Raw genomic sequence first — 17,955 nt, forward strand, 5'->3', positions numbered from 1 at the left:
TCTGGAGGTGGGAGCGCGTTGCTCCGATCACACCAGCCGCGCCGCGCACCAGGCCACAGCCATTCCACCAACGGAAGTTCGGGGGTCGGTATGAGCGTTTCGGACACGTCCACCAACACCGCAAGCGCGGTCGACGCGAGCCGGGGGCCGGATCTCCCCGGTCAACGCCGGTCGGACTCCGCGCAGGCGCGGGCGGCGGACGCGCACCAGGCGCTCACCGAGGCGTGGGCGGTGCTGCACCGGGTCGTCGCGGAGCTGCCGGAACCGGCCTTCCGGGCGCCGAGCAGGCTGCCGGGGTGGTCGAAGGCGCACGTGGTGACCCACCTGGCGCGCAACGCTGACGCGCTGGTGAACCTGATGACCTGGGCGCGGACCGGGATCGAGCACCCGGCGTACGCCAGCCGCGCGGACCGGGACGCGGACATCGCGGCCGGCGCGGAGCGGCTGGCCCAGGTGATCCGCGAGGACCTGTACGCCGCTTGTGATCGATTTCACACCGCGTTCCACCGGTTGTCGGACGCCGAGTGGTCGGCGACCGTCACCCACCCGTCCGGGTTGCAGCTGGTCGCGGCCGAGCTGCCGGAGCTGGCCCTGTTCGAGGCTTGGCACCACCTGGTCGACCTGGACGCGGGCGTGGAGTTCGGTGACCTGCCCGCCGCCCAGTTGGACCGGCTGCTCGACATCGCGGTGCGGCCGGTCCGGCTGCGCGCCGACGGGGAGCCGCTGCGGGTGGTCGCGCAGCTCCCCGACGGCCGTCAGCGCACCTGGGAGCTGGCCATCGCCACCCAGTCGAGTTCCGCCGAGGTCTCCGGACCGGCGGCGGCCGTGCTGGGCTGGTTGACCCGCCGGTCGGACGGCTCCGGCTTGACCGGCACGCCGCCGGAGCTCTCCGCCTGGGCCTGAGCGGGCACCTGCGGCAGGTCCCGCAGGGCGCGACCGGTCGCGGCGAGCGCGCGCCGGGCGCGGCGCCAGATGACCGGGCCGTTGGCGAGCAGCCAGCGGTGCGCGGGCTGTTCGACCAGCCGGGTCATCGCCCAGCCGAGCAGGATGGCCAGGGCGACGCAGGCCACCAACCGGCCCCAGGCGTCGACGCCCGCGTCGAGCAGCAGGCGGGACAGGACGAAGCCGAGCACCTGGTGGGTCAGGTAGACGCCGAAGGAGATGCCCGCCAGCCAGCGGATCGCCGGGTTGGCGCCGCGCAGGACGGGGATGTCCCAGTCGGGTCCGCCCGCGGCGGCGATGACGCCGAGCAGGACGACGCCGAACGCGATGGTCGACGGGGTGTCGTTGAAGAACGCGTGCGCGTCCTGGGCGGCGAGCGCGGCGAGCACGTACACGGCCATGTGGACGGTGGACATGCGCTTCCTGCTCCACAGCCAGATCGCGGCGCCGACGCCGAACAGGGCGACGCGGTGCAGGGCGAGGCCGTCGAACGCCGACCTGATCCACTGGGCCGCGTCGTCACCGCGCCAGGCGAAGCGGATGACGATCGGCGCCACGACCAGGGTCCACAGCAGGACCGGCAGCCGGATGCCGCGGCTCCACCCGCGCGGCCAGAGGATCGCGGCGGCGGTGAAGGCGAAGACCTGGATGGGCAGGGTCCAGTAGGAGGCGTCGATCCAGTGGAACTGGGGCGACCACGCCTGGATCATGAGGAGGTTGCCGACCAGGTCCGTGGGGGTGGGCAGGGGCCACCCGAACGAGTCGGCGACCGCGCGCGTGACACCGTAGGTGACGACCACGGCGACCAGGTACGCGGGCAGCAACCGGGCGAGCCGGTTGAACAGCCAGCGCCCCGTGCCGCCGCGGCGGACGGTGACGCACACGAAGTAGGCGGAGACCACCAACAGGGTGCTCGCGCCGAACTGCAGCGGGAGCACGAACGGGTACGGGCCCAGTTCGGGGTGGTTGATCGGGGATTGGTGGGTGATGTGCTGGACGACCACCGAGTACACGGCGACCACCCTCAGCACGTCCCAGCTGATCTTGCGCGGGGACCGCTTCTGCTGCGCTGTCTCTGATGTCTGCACAGGCTCACAGGTGTCGGCGACGGGGACGGGGAATATCAGGTCACGCTCAGATAACAGGATAAGGGCTGTGTCTGAGCCCCGCCTGAGAAGGTCCGGCCGAGCAGGCTACCTTCGGCGACCGTGGACCTCGTCGACGACTACACCGGCCATGTCGAGCCGGGCGGCCCCGCCGCCCGCCGCACGCTCCCCGCGCTGACGATCACCAAGGTGTCCGTCGGGCCGGCCGACAACAACGCGTACCTGCTGATCTGCCGGGCCAGCCGGGAGGCGTTGCTGGTGGACGCCGCCAACGACCCGCAGAGGCTGTCCGACCTCATCGGGTACGACCAGGAGCGCCCCACGCTCCGCACGATCGTGACGACCCACCAGCACCCGGACCACTGGCAGGCCTTGGGCGCGACGGCGGGCGCGTTCGGCGCCAACACGATCGCGCACGAGCTGGACGCGGCCCCGCTACCGGTCCCCCCGGATCGTTTCGTGGCGCACGGGGACACGATTGATGTGGGAGAAGTCACACTGGAGGTCATCCACCTCCGCGGCCACACCCCGGGCTCGATCGCCCTGCTCTACCGCGACCCCGGGGGCGTCCCCCACCTCTTCACCGGCGACTCCCTATTCCCAGGCGGCGTCGGCAAGACGTCCACCCCGGAGAACTTCACGTCGCTGCTGACCGACGTCCGCACCCGGATCTTCGACGCCCTTCCCGACACCACCTGGTTCTACCCCGGCCACGGCGACGACTCGACCCTCGGCACCGAACGCCCCCACCTGGACGAGTGGCGCGAACGGGGCTGGTGAGGCCGGCTAGAGCGCGTCGGCGAGCCGGTCCATGACCGGCACGCGCCGGTCGCCCGACACCAGCCTCGGCTCGGCGATCGCGAACGGCGCGTCGGCGCGGACCGCTTCCAGGACGGACACGTACCGCCGGTCCGCGGACAGCACGAGGTCGCAGTCGACGAGGTAGGAGCTGTGCTGCTCGTCCAGGGGGTTGCCGTCGGTGACCTTGTGGTCGGCTTGGACGATGCGCACGGCCCAGCGCAACCACTGCCGGGGCACCGCCGCCGGTTCCACGTCCCGCAGCCAGAACGCGGTGAAGTCCTCGGGGGCGCGTCGCAGCTTCGCCAGGTCGACGTGGGCGCCGATCCAGTCGGCGTAGGTCGTGTCCTCCTTGGTGACCACGGCCCGACCGGCGACGTCGACCAGTTCGTGCCAGAAGACGTGCCGCGCCTCGATCCGCCACAGCTCGGTGGGGTCGCCTGACCAGCCCGGCAAGGACCTCTCGGCGTCGTCGGGCGTGGCCGCCACGACCACCTCGGTCAACGGCCGCACCCGGGTCTTGTCCCTGAGGAAGTTCGCGCGTTGCTCGCGTTGCACGGCGAGCAGGTGTGCCGGCTTCACCGCGCCCACGGTGCGCAGGTACCGGTGCATCTCGGTCGAGTCGTCCAGCGCCTCTCGCCACACCCCTTTGGTCCAGTACGAGTTCAGCGACGCGACCCTGGCGGTGTCCGGCCTCGACCGGATCCACCCCGGTCGCAGCTCCCGGATGGCGCGGACGATTTCCCCGGCTTCGGACTCGGCTTCGGAGCGGAGCCGCGACCGGTATCCCCTCGCGAGTGCCTCGACTATGCGTTGCCGGGCCTCGGGGACACGGAGCCGGACGACCTCGAGGAGGGTGCTCGGCGGCACGAGGACCTCGTATCCGCGCTGCCGCATCAGCGTGTCGAAATCCCGCGCCACGCCTTCGTCCCCGATCGCGGACCAGATGTTCGTGTCGAGGATGACGCGCGCCCCTGGCATCCGGACTCCCTTCGCTGCCCCATTTCTACGCGATCTCACCCGTCCGGTGGCGGTGCGCGGGCGCCGCCACCGAACATGATCGAAGTCGCGGTCCCGGTGCCGGGGAGGTCGTGGCGATGCGGTTCGTTCCGCTGGTGGTGCTGAAGAGCAAGGTGGGCGAGTTCGGCGCGGTGATGCGCCTCGGGGCGGGGCACGCGCCCAGGATCCTCGTGGAGTTGCTCGACTCGGTCCGGATCGAGGGCGGGCGGTTGCTGCCCATGTTCACGGAGGCGGCGGTCCAGATGGCGGAGCGCGGCCAACCGGTGTGGGTGGATGTCCGGGCGATGGGCGGGGCGCGGTTCCCGGGTGGGTCGTTCGCCTTTCTGGACGACCACATCGAGTCGACCCTGGACGGCCAACTGTCCCTGGACGTGCCCGCGATCATTCCCGTTGTCCACGACAACGCCTCGGACAGCGAACTCGCCGCGGTGGCCCTCCTCCAGCAACACCGCCCGCGCGATGTCGTCATCAGGTTCCACGACCTGGCGCCTGCCTGCCTCGACGACCGGCTGCGGCGGGTCGTGCGGGGTTCTCGGGCGAAGGGGGTGCACGCGGTCATCGACCTGGGATACGTCGACGACGCGCGCCCGGAGTCCGTTGTGCCGTTCGCGCGCGCCTTGGTGGACCGGCTCGGCCCGGCGGCGGTCACGGTCTTGGCGGGCTCGATCCCCGCGAAGCGCAACGGATACACGACCACCACCCGCGCGCGGCCGGAGTTGGCGCTGTGGCAGGCGGTGTCGGACGAGGTGCCGGTCCACTACGGCGACTACGGGGTGGTCCACCCCGCGATCCCGCCGCCCAGTACCCCGGGCAAGCGGTCGGTCCACCCGTACCTCTACTACACGACCCCGGGCCACGTGGTCGCGTTGCGGCGGCCGCTGGAGAAGGCGGTGGAGCGCGCCGCGGCGGCGGGGTTCGCCGACCTGGCGTCGGAGTTGGTGGCCCGAAAGGACTTCGCGGGTACCGCGTTCTCGTGGGGTGATCGGGAACTGTCGGGCTGCCGACGAGGCGGCGTCCGCGGTGCGAGCACCACCTCGACCTGGGTCGCCATGGCGACCTCGCACCACGTGGCCCACCTCACCCGGCGGGGCCCGTCGGAGTGGTGACCCAGGCCGTCGGCCGGTGGGGAAACGGGCGAGACGCCAACCCTCACGGATCGCCGGAACCGCGATATCGGCACCGGTGAACTGGCGATGTGAGCGCCGCCCGTTCGGATCACCCTCCCCAGCGCCTTCGCCAAGAAGGTCCCGCGAGCCGTGTCGACCTCGCACGTGACCGCACGGCGGAGTCGTACCGATTCCCACCCATCGGCGCCGGACCGCCGGGCACGACGCTCCGTGCCGCGATCGATGACCGACCGGTCCGCGAGCGGTTGGCCGACCACCACCGGTTCGGCCGTGAGACCACCGCCTCGCCGATCGTGAGCAGCCGCTCGGCCAGTCCGGCCCCGGTGACCTCGGACTCGCTGCGGCCGCGACGGGTTTCGCGTACGTGGTCCTTCACCCGAAGATCCGGACCCGCCGGGGGAACCGGCGCCGGAAGATCATGTCGAGTGGAGCGATCTCGTGTCGCGGGACGTTCGCGGTCGCCGGTGTTCCGACAGGTGTGAGAAGTCAGCGCAAGGTGTCGCGGAGGGCGGCGAGGACTTGGACGTCCTCGGTGATGTTGTCGACGGGGAGGCGGTCGTCGCCCTCGATCAGCGGGTTCAGGGATGCCGCGATCGTGGGGTGGAGGTCGGGTTGGGTTTTGAGGGCCGTGCGGAGGGCTTGGGTGACTGGTGGGGCTATGCGGGCCAGTCGGCTGAGGGGGATTGAGGTGTGCAGGGCGTTGAGGGCGATGGTGGTGGCGTCGGTGGGGGTGATCTCGTTGAGGGATTGGAGGGTGGTCACCGCTATCGCCGACGACCAGGGGTCTGGGCCGGACCAGGTTTCGCGGCCGTTGTGCGCGATGTCGGTGAGCACGGCCACCCAGGCCGCGCGGCGGGTGGGGTCGGCGGCGACGAGGGTGGTGCCGACGGTGATGGCGGCGAGGAGTGGGAGTTCGGCCTCGTTGGTGATGGCCAGGACGGTGGGCCAGGCGTGCTCGGGGAGGATCTCGGCCGCGGTCAGCTGACGGTGGCGCCCGGGGAACGATGTCTCGGCGGTGCCGTTGAGCAACGAGCGGCAAGCCTCGCGCAGGGATGGGGAGGGGAAACGCGACCAGGCGGTCAGGAGGGAGCCGCTGGTGTCGGCCAGGTGCCAGGCCTGGGCGAAGGTGGATTCGCGTTCCTCGGGTGGGCCGAGGACGGCGCGGGCGGCGGTGAACCACGCTTCCGCGCCGCCCGGGTCGGCGGCGTCGAGTGCCTGCTCGACGAAGGCGCGCAGCGATGGCGGGTACAGGGATGGGGCTTGGTGGGCCAAGTACTCGGCGACCTCCTTCGGTGCTGCGGGGAGCGCGGACACGGCCGCGCGGACGGTGGCTTCCGACGCGGGCAGCGCCGCGAGCACGTCGACCCACAACGACGACGGCCACGCGGCGAGCGCGGCGGTGGCGACCGTCAACAGGTCCGCGGCGGCCCAGTCCGTCGGGTTGCGCCGCGCGGGGAAACCGATGAGGGACACGGCGAAGCTGGTCCGTGTTCGGCGGGTGGTGACGGTGGGTTCCTCGGGGAGCCGGGTCGCGGCTTGGGCCAAGGGGAACCAGCGCGGGTCGCGGGCGGTGAAGAGCGCGGTCGCGGCGGACGCGGGATCGGCCGCGCCGAGCCGGACGATCGCGTCGTCGATCCGCGGGTCGGGAATGGCGACGCGGATCTCCGCGAGGGCGGCGATCAGCCCGGCGGCTTCCGCCGGGGAGGTGGGGAGACCATCGGTGACCGACGCGGCGGTGCTGGACGGGGCCTCGATTCCGGGATCTGCCGCGGGGTGTGAGTCCGGTTCGAGCAGGTCGCCGGGAGCACGGTCGGTCGGGGGCTCGGGACTGGATGTGGCGAGGGCGAGCAGGCCGTTGAGGGCGGGTTCGGTCGCGGACCGGGACACCGTCGCGGCGGCCAGCCAGCCTTCGGTCAGGTCCGTTGTGGACACGATCCCGTGGAGTCGTTCGAGGACCGGGATCGCGTGGCTACCCGCGTTGTAGGCCAGGGATTCGAGGGACAGCTCGGTGGTGGCCTGGGTGCTCCAGAGACGCACGAGGTCGTCCACGGTGCCCGGCAGCGCCTTGCCCTTCGCCACCGCCGACCAAGCGGCGGCGAAGGTAACGGTGTCGTCGGCGCGGGCGCGGACGGTGGCGAGTTCGTCGGCGGTGAGTTCGTCGTGGACGAGCAGGGGTTCCATCAACGCGGCGGCGGCCGTGGGGTCGGTCTCGGCGGTGAGTCTGTGACGCAAGACGGGACCGGCGCCGGTCACGTGGGTGGCGAAGCCGTAGACCTCGGCCCGCACCAAGGGATCCAGGTCATCCACAAGAGACAGTATCGAGTGGATGATGTCAGCCAGGCCCGCGCGGGCCGAGCGGTCGAACTCGTCGACGTCGACGTCGTCCGGCAGGTACGTCGACACGCCGCTGGCGCCCAGGGCGATCGACTGGGCGTAGCCGCGCAGCAACCACAGGGCGCCCGCACGGCCGGGGGCGGTCGTGTCGAGGGCGGTGTCCACAAGGAACGGCAGGGCCGCGACGGTCGCCGGGTAGACGCTGCCCTGGTGCAGGATCGACGCGGACAGCTCGTCGACCGCGTCCGCCCAGTCGTCGCCGCGCAGGCGGGCCAAGAGTTCGGGGGTGTCCTCGGCGGTGCCGTAGGCGTGCTCCAGGGTGTCCCAGTCCGGCTGCGTCATGCGGGGAGCCTAGAGGGTGCGCTCGTACTCCAGTTGCGGCAGTGGGTTCCCGTCGCCGAAGTCGTGGGGGCGGGTGGCGCCGGTGGGGGTGAAGCCGGATTTGGTGTAGAAGCGACGTGAGCGCGGGGTGCCCTCGAGGGTCCACAGGTGCACGGCCGGGTAGGCGCTCAGGCGGCGCAGGGTCTCGGTCACGAGCGCCTGGGCGACGCCGGTGCCCCACGCGTCGGGGTGGGCGTAGAAGCTGTGCAGCTCGGCGAGACCCGGGCGGGTCGGCGAGTCGACGCTGTAGGACAGGGCCAGTGGCCGGTCGTCGAGGGTGGCGAGGAGCAGCAGGTCGGCACCGACCCGGGCGTGCCAGCGGTCGCGGCGGTCGCGGACGCCCGCCTCGGCGAAGTCGGCGGCGAAGAACGGGCCGTAGGCGGCGGCCCAGGAGGCGGCGTGGATCTCGCCGAGGGCGGCGCCGTCGCCGGGGCTTGCCGTGCGGACCCTGATCACCCGACCCAGCCTAGTAATCTGCACCGGTGCGGGACGAGCCGGTTGTGGAGATCTTCACCGACGGGGCGTGCAGCCCGAACCCCGGGCCGGGCGGCTGGGGCGCGGTGCTGCGCTACGGCAGGCACGAGCGGGAGCTGTACGGCAGCGAAACCGCCTCGACGACGAACAACCGCATGGAGCTGATGGCCCCCATCCGCGCGCTGGAGAGCCTGACGCGCCCGTCGGTGGTGCGCGTCTACACCGACAGCACGTACGTCAAGGACGGCATCACGTCCTGGCTCCCCCGCTGGAAGGCCAACGGCTGGCTGACCAGCGCCAAGCAACCGGTGAAGAACGACGACCTGTGGAAACGCCTGGAGGCGGCCACCACCGCCCACGACGTCGAGTGGCGGTGGGTGAAGGGGCACGCGGGTCACCCGGAGAACGAGCGGGCCGACCGGTTGGCCGTGCGCGGGGCGAAGGAGGCGAGCGACGCGGGGGTGCGTGCTGACGCGCCTGCCGCCCCGAAGCCGAGGAAGACGGGCCCGTGCACCGCGACGACCAAGTCCGGCGCGCCGTGCTCGGCGAACGCGGGCCCGTCGGGGTTGTGCCATTTGCACGACCCGGCCGCGCAATGCGGCGCGCTGCTGCGCAACGGCAAGCGCTGCGCGGCGGCGACCGGCGGCGGTCCGTGCGTCCACCACAGGGATCGAGGGGACGCGGTGCCGGACGAGGGCCTGTTCGCGACCTGACCGGCCGAGCCTCATCGACGAGCCAGATGACGGCGCCGCTGGGCGTTCGGTCACCGCGAACAGCCGACGAGGCGAGCGGCGGCGGACCGTGCGATCGCGGTGTCGGGAGAGGGCGTGTTCGCGTCCCGACTCAAGTCAGGACTTCTCGCCGGATGAGGGCCGCGGCCGGAAGGGGTTCCGGTCGCCGCGCGGGTTCGCCTTGAGCGGCCGGTGAGGCGCGCTGCGGTGATCTTGGTGTGCCTCCGGCCCCCGAAATCCATTCTACCGGCGAGCACCGACGAAACCGGAAGGTCGACTGTGGGGCTGTGGACAACTCGCGATCTTGGGGCCGGGTTGTGGCGGACGGGGGCGCCATGGGGTTCCGAGCGGAGGTCAGTCGCCCACGGGTGGAGGTCGGCGGGCGGGTGACGGCTTCGCGACCCGACCCCCGGGTCCAGCGGGCACGGGTGGCGGACGGTGAGGGCCCGTGGGAGTCCGGGGTGGAGGTCGCCCACGCGTGGAGGTCGGTGGGCGAAAGCCTCGTGGCCCGCTCAGGGCTCGCGGCCGAGTGCGTCGGTCAAGAGAGCGTGGGTGGCCTCGTCGAAGGCTACGAGGCGGATGAGGATGACCTGGGTGGGGGTGGCGCGGAGGGTGGTCACGGCGATCTCGGCGGCTTCGGCGGGTGGGTAGCCGTAGACGCCGGTGGAGATGGCGGGGAAGGCGATGGACGTGGCGGAGACGCGGTCGGCTTCCTCCAGGCAGCGGCGGTAGCAGGAGGCCAGGGTTTCTGGTTCGCCGTCGGTGCCGCCCGACCACACGGGACCCACGGTGTGGATCACGTGGGTGACGCGCGGGGACAGGTCGAAAGCCGGGGTCGTCTTCGCGTCGCCGGGGTGGCAGGGGGCCAGGCGGTTGCCCGCGGTCGCCAGCCGGGGGCCCGCCGCGAGGTGGATGGCGCCGTCGACGCCGCTGCCGCCCATGAGGAACTCGTTGGCGGCGGTGACGATGGCGTCGACGTGTTCGCGGGTGATGTCGCCCCGGGCTACCTCGATCGTCGGCATGGCACCAGCATGGCGCGCCCGAGCCTCGACGGCACCGCGTTTTTCCCAGGGCGTAGGGGGGCAGCCGGGGATCTCGTCCCAGAGGGACCGGAGAGCGGTCAGGCAGACCTGTGACCACCTCCACCCGCCAAGATCACCGTGCCCGCTTGACACCGGCCGCCGACCACCTTCACCATTTCACTAATAAACTAGTGAAATGAGGTGTCGTGCTCATCTTCCACCTGGACCGCCGGTCCGGTGTCGCGACCTATCTCCAGCTCGTCCACCAGGTCAAACAGGCGTTGCGCCTCGGGGTCCTGCGGCCGGGCGACAAGCTGCCCACGGCCAAGGAGGTCGTGGCCGAACTCGCCATCAACCCGAACACCGTTCTCAAGGCCTACCGCGAGCTGGAACGCGAGGGACTGGCGATCGGCAGGCCCGGCCTCGGCACCTTCATCGAACGCGGACTCGGCGCGCGGGCCGACCACGGCCACCTCCGCACCGCGCTGCACGCCTGGTTCCGGGACGCCAGGGCGGCCGGGCTCGGGCCGGAGGACATCCGAGCGCTGTTCGACGCGGTCGCGGCGGAGACACAGGGGGAACGGACAGCGTGAACGCGTTCAGCACAACGGGGTTGAGCAAGCGCTTTCGTCGGAAGTGGGCGCTCAGGGACTGTTCGCTCGCCATCCCCCGCGGGCGGGTCGCGGCGCTCGTCGGTCCTAACGGGGCGGGTAAGACGACCTTGCTGCGCTTGGCCGTCGGGCTCATCCGGCCCACGGCGGGTGAGGTCACCGCGGCGGGCGCGGTCGCCTTTCTGTCTCAGGAAAAGCCGCTCTACCAAGGGTTCACCCTCGCCGAGACGATGCGGTTCGGCCGTGAGCTCAACCCCTCGTGGGATGGCGACCTCGCCACCGCGAGGATCGCCGAGCTCGGCCTGTCGCCGAAGTCCAAGATCGGCGCGTTGTCCGGTGGGCAGCGGGCGCAGGTGGCGCTGACGCTCGTCCTCGCCAAGCGGCCCGAACTGCTCGTCCTCGACGAGCCACTGTCCAATCTGGACCCGCTGGCGCGGCACGAGGTCATGCGCGCGCTGATGGCCGCCGTCGCCGACTCCGGGATGACCGTGTTGCTGTCCTCGCACGTCGTGTCCGACCTGGAGAACACCTGCGACTGGCTGGTCGTGCTCAACCGGGGCCGGGTGCAGGTCAGCGGTGCCGTCGACGACCTGGTCGACGAGCACCGACTGCTCACCGGCCCCGCCGCCGAGGTCGACGCCGTCGCGGCCCGCACGGAGGTGGTCGACCGCGCCGACGCCGCCCGCCAGTCGACCCTTCTGGTCAACGGGGACCCCGGTCCGTTGAGTCCGCAGTGGACGCGGCGCGCGGTGGGGCTGGAGGACCTGGTGCTCGCCTACCTGCGCAGCCCCGACGCCGCCGCGCTCCCCCGGCCCACCCTGACAAGCGCCTGAGGAGCGACCATGTTGTGGCTCACCTTCCGCCAGCACCGGGCTCAGGTCGCGGCGACCGCGGCCCTGCTGGTCGCGATCGGCACCGCGCTGCTGGTCAACGCCGCGACCGCGACCGTCGACGACGCCGGGTTCGGCGTGCTGGCGCCGCTGATGACCTGGCTGCCGATCCTGCCCGTGGCCGTCGGCGTGTTCTGGGGCGCGCCGCTGGTCGCCGCCGAGCACGAGCGCGGCACGGCCCTGCTGGCCTGGACCCAATCCGTCTCCCGCGACCGGTGGGTCGCCGTGAAACTGGCGCTGCTCGGCACCGCGGTCACGGCGGGCGGCTTGCTCTTCGGGGTGATGGTGCAGGCCTGGCTCGACCACTACGCGGGCATCCCCGAGGCGAACCGGTTCGCCCACGGCTACTTCGTCCTGACCGGCGTGGTCCCCGGCCTGTGGTGGTTGTTCGCCTTCCTGCTCGGCGCGGCACTGGGCGCGGTGCTGCGCCGGACGGTCGCGGCCATGGCCGTCACCGTCGGCGCGCTGCTCGTGGTGATGCTGGCCCTGACCAGGCTGCGGGGTTACTACGTCGACCCCGTCCTGGTCCCGATGGACGGCCCGTTCGACGGCCAGGTGTTCGCGGGCGCCGACCGGTGGCTGTTCGTCAAGCCGGTCCTCGGCCCGAGCGCGGCTGTCCCGGGCATGCTGGTCCAGCCCGCCGACCGGTACTGGCGGTTCCAGTGGACGGAGGCGGCGATCCTGGGCACCGCGTCGCTCGCGCTGGCCGGGGCGGCGGTCGCGGCCGTGCGGCGCCGAGCGTGAACGACCGGGAGTGGCAACTGGCGATGACGGGTGATCACGCCGGGCCACCGCGCTGGGTAGGGTTGCTCCCGTGAGGTGTGTTCCCCCGGGCCGCGGCGGCGGCCCCCAGCGCGTGCCGTCCCGTGGCGCGCGCCGCGGCCATGAGTGAGCCCGCGACACGGGACCGGTTCTGGCTGTCGGATCACACCTTCACGGTGCCGCTGGACCACGCCGACCCGGACGGCCCCACGATCGAGGTGTACGGGCGGGAGGTCCGCCGCGACCGCGAGGAGCGGCCGTGGCTGCTGTACCTCAACGGCGGCCCCGGCTTCTCCTCCCCCCGACCGCTCGGCGGCGAGGGCTGGCTGCGGCGGGCCCTGGCCGACTACCGGGTGCTGCTGCTCGACCAGCGCGGCACGGGCCGCTCCACTCCGGTCACCCGCAACACCCTGGCGCGCCTGGGAAGCCCGGCGCGGCAAGCCGAGTACCTGACCCGGTTCCGCGCGGACTCGATCGTGCGCGACGCCGAGCTGGTGCGCAAAGCGCTGTCGGTGGACCAGTGGAGCGTGCTGGGGCAGAGCTTCGGCGGCTACTGCGCGGTCACCTACCTGTCGTTCGCCCCGGAAGGCCTCAAGGAGGTCCTCATCACCGGCGGCGTCCCCGGCCTCGGCGTCACCGCGGATGACGTCTACCGCAGGCTCTTCGCGACCGTCGTGGACCGCAACGCCGCGCACTACGAGCGGTTCCCCGAGGACGTCGACCGCGCGCGCCGGGTCGTGGACCACTTGCGCGCGAACGACATCCGGCTGCCCTCCGGTCGCGCGTTGACCACGACGACGTTCCAGAGCCTGGGCAGCCAGCTCGGTTCGGAGACCGGCAGCACCCGCCTGCACTACCTGCTGGAGTCCCCTTTCGACGGCCCGGACCTGTCCGACGCGTTCCTCGTCGAGGTCGAGCGGGAGCTGGGCTGGACCGCGACCTACCCGCTGTACTCGGTGCTGCACGAGGCTTCCTACGCCGACGGACCCGGCGCCACCGCGTGGTCGGGGAGCCGGATCCGGGCCGAGTTCACCGGGTTCGGCGTCGACGACCCGGGCCCGCCGCTGTTCACCGGCGAGGTCATCGACCCCGCGGTGTTCGACACCGACCCGGCCCTGGTCCCCTTCCGCGAGGCCGCGCACCTGTTGGCGCGCAAGGACGACTGGCCGCCGCTCTACGACGCGGCCCAGCTGCGGGCGAACCGGGTGCCGGTGGCGGCGGCGGTGTACCGCGACGACATGTACGTCGACCGCGAGCTGTCGCTGGAGACCGCGCGGACCATCGCGGGCGCGCGCCCGTGGCTGACCGCGGAGTGGGGCCACGACGGGCTGCGGGCCAGCAACGGCGCGGTGCTGGACCGGTTGATCGGGTTGGTGGTCAAGCCCGCAGGAGGCCCTGGACCCGCTGGATGAACTCGGCGGGCAGCTCCTCCGGCGGGGTGATCAGCACCCGGCCCTCGACCGCGAAGGCGTTGCCCACCAACTGGACGTCGGCGTAGCAGGGCACCCCGGCCTCCTCCAGCGGACCGACGAGCGCGCGCAGCCGACCGGAGGTCTGCTTGCCGAGTTCGCCGATCTCCGCGCCGTCGACCCGGAGCGCCACGACGACGCTGGTCGAGCGCGGCCCCGCCCGCTCGTCGAGGTGCAGGCTCGCCTCGACGAGCGCGCGGCCCGGCAGGTAGGCGCGGTCGATGATCGGCACGAGCACGTCGAGGTGGTCGCTCTCGCGGGTCAGCTGGAACGGCCGCCCGGGCGGGATGCGCAGCGCGGCCTGGTCGACGGAAGTGATCGGCAGCGCGAACTCGGGGTCCGCGATGTCCAGGGCCACCGAGGCGGCGAACTCCGGCCGGTCGCGGGTCCACCACAGCCGGGCCCGGCACGCGCCCGCGCCGCCGAGCCGCTCCAGCGGGACCCGGTACGCCGCCGCGCCTTCCGGCGGCAGGTGCCCGACCGCGTGCCCCTCGACCAGCACCTGCACCGCTCCGTCGCGCAGCCGCAGCTCGGCGGTGGTGACGCGCTCCCCGGTGGACTGTTCACCGGACAGCGCCCGCAGCGCGGTCTGGATCTCCACCACCGGCTGGGCGAAGTGGCCGCGACCGCGCAGCGGCGGCGCCTGGTCGGCGGGGCGCGGCAGCGGCACGACGGGTGCCTTCTGCGCGGCGAGGATGCCGCGCAGCCGGGAGAACTCCTCCTGGTGCGCGCGGGTGAAGGCGAGCTGGTAGCGGCGGCCGTCGCGCAGCCGCAGGTCGAGCCTGCCGTTGCGCAGCGGCCCCGCCTCGTGCACGGTCACCGCGGCGATCTCGCGCACCGGCACGGAGAGCGGGCCGCCGCCGAGGGCCAGTCGGCCCACGGCGTTGGTCGGTGTGACCGAGAGCGTGCCGTCCGCCAAGGCGACGGTGATGCCGATACCGTCCACGACCCGCTCCTCCGCTCACCGCGCCACCGGGAAGTCGATCACCGGCCCGGTACCGATGTTACGCAGCCGGTCCAGGTCACGACGTGACGTAGTCCCGGAGGTGTTGGGCCGTCAGGGTGTTCGCGTCCGCCACCAGCGCGGCCGGGGTGCCGGTGAACACGACCCGGCCGCCGTCGTGGCCCGCGCCGGGGCCGAGGTCGATCAGCCAGTCGGCGTGCGCCATGACGGCCTGGTGGTGCTCGATGACCACGACGGTGTTGCCCGCGTCGACGATCCGGTCGAGCAGGCCGAGGAGCTGGTCGACGTCGGCGAGGTGCAGTCCGGTGGTGGGTTCGTCGAGCACGTAGGTGCCGCCGGTCTCGGCCATCCGGATGGCCAGCTTGAGCCGCTGCCGCTCGCCGCCGGAGAGGGTGTTGAGCGGCTGGCCCAGGCTGAGGTAGCCGAGGCCGACGTCCACCAGCCGGTCGAGGATCCGGCGCGCGGCGGGGACGGCCCCGGCCTTCCCGGCGGTGAAGAAGCCGTGGGCCTCGTCGACCGACATGGCCAGCACCTCGCTGATGTTCTTGCCGCGCAGGGTGTGCGCGAGGACCGCAGCGGTGAAGCGCTTGCCCTCGCACTCCTCGCAGACCGAGGCGACACCGGCCATCATCGCCAGGTCGGTGTAGACGAGCCCGATGCCCTTGCAGGTCGGGCAGGCGCCCTCGGAGTTGGCGCTGAACAGGGCGGCCTTGACGCCGTTGGCCTTGGCGAAGGCGGTGCGGATCGGGTCGAGCAGGCCGGTGTAGGTGGCCGGGTTGCTGCGCCGGGACCCGCGGATGGCGGACTGGTCGACGACGATCACGTTGTCGCGCTTGGAGAGCGAGCCGTGGATCAGCGAGCTCTTGCCCGACCCGGCGACACCGGTGACGACGGTCAGCACGCCGAGCGGGATGTCGACGTCGACGTTGTCGAGGTTGTGGGTGTCGGCGCCGCGGATCTCCACGACCCCCTGGGGCGTGCGCGGTTCGGGCCGCAGCCGGGCGCGGTGGCCGAGGTGGCGGCCGGTCAAAGTGTCGGACCCGGCGAGACCGGCGTAGTCGCCGGAGTAGCAGAGCCGCCCGCCGCGCGTGCCCGCGCCGGGACCGAGGTCGACGACGTGGTCGGCGATCCGGATCACCTCCGGCTTGTGCTCCACGACGAGCACCGTGTTGCCCTTGTCGCGCAGGCGGACCAGCAGGTCGTTCATCCGGGCGATGTCGTGCGGGTGCAGGCCGACGGTGGGCTCGTCGAAGACGTAGGTGACGTCGGTGAGGCTGGAACCCAGGTGCCGCACCATCTTCACCCGCTGCGACTCGCCGCCGGATAGGGTCGCCGACTCGCGGTCCAGGCTGAGGTAGCCCAGGCCGATCTCCACCAGCGAGTCCAGCGTGCCGCGCAGCACCGCCATCAGCGGCGCGACCTCCGGGTCGGTGAGCTTGGCGGCGAACGCGGCCAGGTCGCTGATCTGCATCGACGCGCACTCGGCGATGGTGTGCCCCTCGACGGTCGCGGAGCGCGCCGCCGCGTTGAGCCGCGACCCCGCGCAGTCCGGGCAGACCGCGAAGGTGGCGGCGCGGTCGACGAAGGCGCGGATGTGCGACTGCATCGACTCGCGTTCCTTGGACAGGTACAGCCGCTGCACCTTCACCACCAGGCCCTCGTAGGTGAGGTTGAAGGTGTCCAGCTTGAGCTTGGTCGCGGGCTTGTGCAGGAAGTCGTCGAGCTCGCGCTCGGTGTAGTCGCGGATCTTCTTGTCCGGGTCGAGCAGGCCGGAGTCGACGAACGCCCGCCAGTACCAGGAGTCGACGGCGAAGTTCGGCACGGTGATCGCGCCCTCGTTGAGCGAGAGGTCGCGGTCGACCAGCTCGTCCACGTCGACCGCCGAGACCCGGCCGATGCCCTCGCACGCCGGGCACATGCCCTCGGGGTTGTTGAAGCTGAACGCGCCCGCCCCGCCGAGGCGCGGGGTGCCGAGGCGGGAGAACAGGATGCGCAGCATGGTGAACGCGTCGGTGGCGGTGCCGACGGTGGAGCGCGCGTTGGCGCCCATGCGCTCCTGGTCGACGATGATCGCGGCGCTGAGGTTGTGCAGCGCGTCGACGTCCGGTCTGCTCTGCGCGGGCATGAAGGACTGGACGAACGCGGTGTAGGTCTCGTTGATCAGCCGCTGCGACTCGGCGGCGATGGTGCCGAACACCAGCGACGACTTCCCGGAGCCGGACACCCCGGTGAACACGGTCAGCCTGCGCTTGGGGATGTCCAGGGACACGTCGGCCAGGTTGTTCTCCCGCGCGCCGCGGACCTGGATGGTGTCGTGGCCGTCGGCGGGGTGCCGGTTCTGCATCAGGTGGTTTCCTTACGACGTAAACTAGACGGGCTGGCGCCGACACTTTACGGCATAAGGAGATGTCTCGTGGTGATTTTCGCCTCCCAGGGCGACCCCCGCCGCACGATGGCGCTGCTCTGGCGCGACACCGGGTCGGCGGCCGCTCCCGACCGGCGGCCCGGGCCCCGGCCGGGGCTGACGCTGGACGCCGTGGTGGCGGCGGGCATCGAGGTGGCCGACGTCGACGGGCTGGCGGGTCTGTCGATGCGCGCCGTCGGGGAACGCCTGGGGCGCACCGCGATGGCGCTCTACACGTACGTGTCGGACAAGGCCGAGCTGCTGGACCTGATGTACGACCAGGTGCACGCCGAACTAGTGGCGGACACCGCCGACGGCGCGGACTGGCGGACCGCGCTCGCGGCGTGGGCGGCGGAGTCGTGGGATTTCCACCTGCGGCACCCGTGGGTTTCGCAGGTATCGATGACGCGGCCGGTGCTGGGACCGAACGAGAACGCCGCGATGGAGCGGTTGCTGCGCATTCTGCGCCCCACCGGCGTTTCCGCCCGGCGGACGCGCGGAATCGTCGGCGCGCTGACGCACCTGGTGCGCGGCGCCGCGGCGATGGCGGCGGAGTCGCGGCAGGCGGCGCGCGAGACCGGGCAGTCGGAGGCCGACTGGTGGTACGCGCGCTCCCCGGTGCTGGCGGCGGTCGCGCCGGACTACGAGACCCGGTTCCCCCTGCTGACCTGGCTGGAAGCCGGTCGGGACGCGGCCGACGACGACGCGGTCGGCTACATGGAGAACGAGGCGCGGCAGGCGCTGGCCGAGGGTCTCAAGGTCATTGTCGCTGGTATTGACGTTTCCAGGACACCCTCGGACACGATTTGACAAAAACACCTGATCGCCCGTTCCGCCTTTACTCGGGCGGACGCGGTTGACAATGAGCTATATGATTGGCACCCCAGTGGGGTCTCGATTGCGGGGTGCGTGCCGATGGG

Annotated in this window: 14 protein-coding genes and 2 pseudogenes; 9 read left to right on the forward strand and 7 right to left on the reverse strand. The window is 72.1% G+C overall.

Annotation, left to right across the window (positions count from 1 at the left end):
* Positions 1 to 90 precede the first annotated feature (90 nt).
* Positions 91 to 789 (forward strand): annotated as a pseudogene (locus tag V5P93_RS24365) (maleylpyruvate isomerase N-terminal domain-containing protein); the annotation flags it as partial.
* Here the strand turns inward: V5P93_RS24365 and V5P93_RS24370 are convergent.
* Positions 756 to 2,030 (reverse strand): acyltransferase, encoded by a 1,275-nt coding sequence (locus V5P93_RS24370; RefSeq protein WP_104480172.1) that lies wholly within the window; start codon positions 2,028 to 2,030, stop codon positions 756 to 758. The pseudogene V5P93_RS24365 and the gene V5P93_RS24370 overlap by 34 nt on opposite strands.
* Before the next feature lie 120 nt (positions 2,031 to 2,150).
* On the opposite strand from V5P93_RS24370, the gene V5P93_RS24375 reads away from it, so the two are divergent.
* A complete protein-coding gene (locus V5P93_RS24375; RefSeq protein ID WP_104480173.1) occupies positions 2,151 to 2,828 on the forward strand; it encodes an MBL fold metallo-hydrolase in 678 nt (225 codons plus the stop codon).
* A gap of 6 nt (positions 2,829 to 2,834) precedes the next feature.
* Here the strand turns inward: V5P93_RS24375 and V5P93_RS24380 are convergent, their stop codons facing one another.
* Positions 2,835 to 3,827: a hypothetical protein gene (locus tag V5P93_RS24380; protein WP_104480174.1), complete on the reverse strand. Its 993-nt coding sequence runs from the start codon at positions 3,825 to 3,827 to the stop codon at positions 2,835 to 2,837.
* Positions 3,828 to 3,943: 116 nt separating this feature from the next.
* Between V5P93_RS24380 and V5P93_RS24385 the strand changes: the two genes are divergently transcribed.
* Entirely contained in the window at positions 3,944 to 4,972 is a 1,029-nt protein-coding gene (locus V5P93_RS24385) for a hypothetical protein (RefSeq protein ID WP_104480175.1), read from the forward strand.
* 507 nt (positions 4,973 to 5,479) lie between these two features.
* On the opposite strand, the gene V5P93_RS24390 is transcribed toward V5P93_RS24385, so the two are convergent.
* Positions 5,480 to 7,669, reverse strand: a complete 2,190-nt coding sequence (locus V5P93_RS24390) for a hypothetical protein (protein ID WP_104480176.1) — start codon at positions 7,667 to 7,669, stop codon at positions 5,480 to 5,482.
* Between the two features lie 9 nt (positions 7,670 to 7,678).
* Positions 7,679 to 8,164 (reverse strand): GNAT family N-acetyltransferase, encoded by a 486-nt coding sequence (locus V5P93_RS24395; RefSeq protein ID WP_104480177.1) that lies wholly within the window; start codon positions 8,162 to 8,164, stop codon positions 7,679 to 7,681.
* A 26-nt stretch (positions 8,165 to 8,190) separates the two neighbouring features.
* Between V5P93_RS24395 and rnhA the strand changes: the two are divergent.
* Positions 8,191 to 8,649 (forward strand): annotated as a pseudogene (gene rnhA, locus V5P93_RS24400) (ribonuclease HI); the annotation flags it as partial.
* A gap of 776 nt (positions 8,650 to 9,425) precedes the next feature.
* Here rnhA and V5P93_RS24405 read toward each other — a convergent pair.
* On the reverse strand, positions 9,426 to 9,935 hold the full coding sequence (locus V5P93_RS24405; RefSeq protein WP_104480178.1) for a macro domain-containing protein: 510 nt from the start codon (positions 9,933 to 9,935) through the stop codon (positions 9,426 to 9,428).
* A gap of 206 nt (positions 9,936 to 10,141) precedes the next feature.
* Between V5P93_RS24405 and V5P93_RS24410 the strand changes: the two genes are divergently transcribed.
* The 4 genes from V5P93_RS24410 (at position 10,142) to V5P93_RS24425 (ending at position 13,610) form a co-directional block, all read left to right on the forward strand.
* On the forward strand, positions 10,142 to 10,528 hold the full coding sequence (locus V5P93_RS24410) for a GntR family transcriptional regulator (protein WP_104480179.1): 387 nt from the start codon (positions 10,142 to 10,144) through the stop codon (positions 10,526 to 10,528).
* Positions 10,525 to 11,379 carry an ABC transporter ATP-binding protein gene (locus V5P93_RS24415; RefSeq protein WP_104480180.1) on the forward strand — a complete coding sequence of 285 codons (855 nt, stop codon included), beginning with the start codon at positions 10,525 to 10,527 and terminating at the stop codon, positions 11,377 to 11,379. The genes V5P93_RS24410 and V5P93_RS24415 overlap by 4 nt, the downstream gene beginning before the upstream one ends.
* A gap of 9 nt (positions 11,380 to 11,388) precedes the next feature.
* Complete coding sequence (locus tag V5P93_RS24420; protein ID WP_104480181.1) at positions 11,389 to 12,180, forward strand: ABC transporter permease; 792 nt, start codon at positions 11,389 to 11,391, stop codon at positions 12,178 to 12,180.
* Between the two features lie 140 nt (positions 12,181 to 12,320).
* Positions 12,321 to 13,610, forward strand: coding sequence for an alpha/beta fold hydrolase (locus V5P93_RS24425; protein ID WP_104480285.1), 1,290 nt, complete (start codon positions 12,321 to 12,323; stop codon positions 13,608 to 13,610).
* Here V5P93_RS24425 and V5P93_RS24430 read toward each other — a convergent pair.
* Together V5P93_RS24430 and V5P93_RS24435 are read right to left on the reverse strand one after the other, a co-directional pair.
* Positions 13,576 to 14,613 carry a hypothetical protein gene (locus tag V5P93_RS24430; RefSeq protein ID WP_104480182.1) on the reverse strand — a complete coding sequence of 346 codons (1,038 nt, stop codon included), beginning with the start codon at positions 14,611 to 14,613 and terminating at the stop codon, positions 13,576 to 13,578. The genes V5P93_RS24425 and V5P93_RS24430 overlap by 35 nt on opposite strands.
* A 76-nt stretch (positions 14,614 to 14,689) precedes the next feature.
* Positions 14,690 to 16,975: an excinuclease ABC subunit UvrA gene (locus V5P93_RS24435; protein WP_104480183.1), complete on the reverse strand. Its 2,286-nt coding sequence runs from the start codon at positions 16,973 to 16,975 to the stop codon at positions 14,690 to 14,692.
* A gap of 69 nt (positions 16,976 to 17,044) precedes the next feature.
* On the opposite strand from V5P93_RS24435, the gene V5P93_RS24440 reads away from it, so the two are divergent.
* Complete coding sequence (locus V5P93_RS24440) at positions 17,045 to 17,845, forward strand: TetR/AcrR family transcriptional regulator (RefSeq protein ID WP_104480184.1); 801 nt, start codon at positions 17,045 to 17,047, stop codon at positions 17,843 to 17,845.
* Positions 17,846 to 17,955 lie beyond the last annotated feature (110 nt).

The organism is Actinokineospora auranticolor, assembly GCF_041897805.1.
In the GTDB taxonomy this organism is placed as follows: domain Bacteria; phylum Actinomycetota; class Actinomycetes; order Mycobacteriales; family Pseudonocardiaceae; genus Actinokineospora; species Actinokineospora auranticolor.

Coding starts and splice junctions, on each gene's coding strand:
- V5P93_RS24380 (WP_104480174.1), bottom strand. CDS start 3,827: ATGCCAGGGGCGCGCGTCATCCTCGACACGAACATCTGGTCCGCGATC.
- V5P93_RS24390 (WP_104480176.1), bottom strand. CDS start 7,669: ATGACGCAGCCGGACTGGGACACCCTGGAGCACGCCTACGGCACCGCC.
- V5P93_RS24420 (WP_104480181.1), top strand. CDS start 11,389: ATGTTGTGGCTCACCTTCCGCCAGCACCGGGCTCAGGTCGCGGCGACC.
- V5P93_RS24435 (WP_104480183.1), bottom strand. CDS start 16,975: ATGCAGAACCGGCACCCCGCCGACGGCCACGACACCATCCAGGTCCGC.
- V5P93_RS24385 (WP_104480175.1), top strand. CDS start 3,944: ATGCGGTTCGTTCCGCTGGTGGTGCTGAAGAGCAAGGTGGGCGAGTTC.
- V5P93_RS24405 (WP_104480178.1), bottom strand. CDS start 9,935: ATGCCGACGATCGAGGTAGCCCGGGGCGACATCACCCGCGAACACGTC.
- V5P93_RS24425 (WP_104480285.1), top strand. CDS start 12,321: ATGAGTGAGCCCGCGACACGGGACCGGTTCTGGCTGTCGGATCACACC.